Source organism: Streptomyces sp. A18 (assembly GCF_059026065.1).
Genome location: NZ_JBWLKL010000121.1, coordinates 1 through 1,217, shown reverse-complemented (window position 1 = coordinate 1,217; position 1,217 = coordinate 1). Strand labels below are relative to the sequence as shown.

The window sequence follows — 1,217 nt, the reverse complement described above, 5'->3', positions numbered from 1 at the left end:
TGCTGGATTCCTCAAACGGTGTACGTATATCGGCGCCGTAGTTGGCGGGTTGGTGGTGCGGGTCTGCCCCAGACCCAGGGGCTGGCACGGGAATTGAGCTGGCTGGTTGCGAGGGCTGTGGCGTATGCAATGTCGTCGGGGTTGGCGAACGACCGGCCGGCGAGGGCGGCCTTGCGGAAGATGCGCCACCAGCCTTCTTGCAGGTTGAGCCAGCACGCGCCGACGGGGATGAAGGCATGGTGGATGCGGAGATGGTCTTCGAGCCAGGTCCGGGTGGACACACTGTTATGACTGGACAGGTTGTCGGTGACGACCCAGATTTCGCCGGTCGGGTTGGTGTCCTCGAGCAGTTGCAGGAACTGCTGGTAGAAGACGCTGTTGCGGGAGGACGCGGTCATCGTGACGGCCTGGCCGTCGGCTGGCCGCAGACCGCCGTAGACCCAGGTCTTCTCCGGTCCGCGGCTGTAGTCGAGTTCCGCTTTGATCCGGTGCCCGTCCGGTGACCAGCCCGGTGCGGGCGGGAAGGTCCGTGGGATCACCGGCCCCAGCTCGTCAGCGCAGATCACCGTCGCACCGTCGGGCGGGTGGGTGTAGAGGCCGATGATCCGTGTCCTTTTGGGACGAAGTCCGGGTCCTTCGAACGTGTCCAGGACCGGGTTTGGCGCCAGCGCACACCCTCGGCGAGCAGGATACGGCGGACCTGCGAGCGGCCCACCCCGATCCCCTCGGCCCGCGCTGCCGCAGCCAGAGAATCCAGTGTCCACTCGGATGGTCCGGACTCATCGAAGGCCCACAGTTCCCCGACGGGCTCCCACCGCAGCCGCCCCGGCGGCACGCCTTTGACCAGGGCGATGATCCGAGATCGTTCCCACTCGGTGATCCGCCGCTTGCGGCCCTGCCCGCCCAGATCATCCAGCCCTTGCAGGCCCGAGCGGTTGAAGCGATGCAGCCAGCAGCGGACCGTCTTCTGACTGCAGCCCAGCTCCACGGCGATGGCAGGCACCCGCAGTCCCGACCAGCTCAGCTCAATCATCCGGGCCCGCATGACTGCATCACGCGGAGCCTTCCGTGCCCGCGACAACCGGCGAACGACGGCCCGCTCATCCTCGTCACGCCCCGGTCGCGCCCGCAAAACCATCGTCCAGCACCCGCCCCCGAGTACCACCACCGTCCCCGCCACCAGGACATATACCCAGCGAAAGAGGAATCCAGCACTA

At 66.9% G+C, this 1,217-nt stretch carries 2 protein-coding genes; both read right to left on the bottom strand.

What is annotated here, in order from left to right; all coding sequences use genetic code 11:
* Positions 1 to 11 precede the first annotated feature (11 nt).
* Complete coding sequence (locus tag AC5P1C_RS43735; protein ID WP_493871582.1) at positions 12 to 566, bottom strand: transposase; 555 nt, start codon at positions 564 to 566, stop codon at positions 12 to 14.
* Entirely contained in the window at positions 563 to 1,138 is a 576-nt protein-coding gene (locus AC5P1C_RS43730; RefSeq protein WP_493871583.1) for a helix-turn-helix domain-containing protein, read from the bottom strand. Before AC5P1C_RS43730 ends, AC5P1C_RS43735 begins: the two co-directional genes overlap by 4 nt.
* Positions 1,139 to 1,217: the final 79 nt, after the last annotated feature.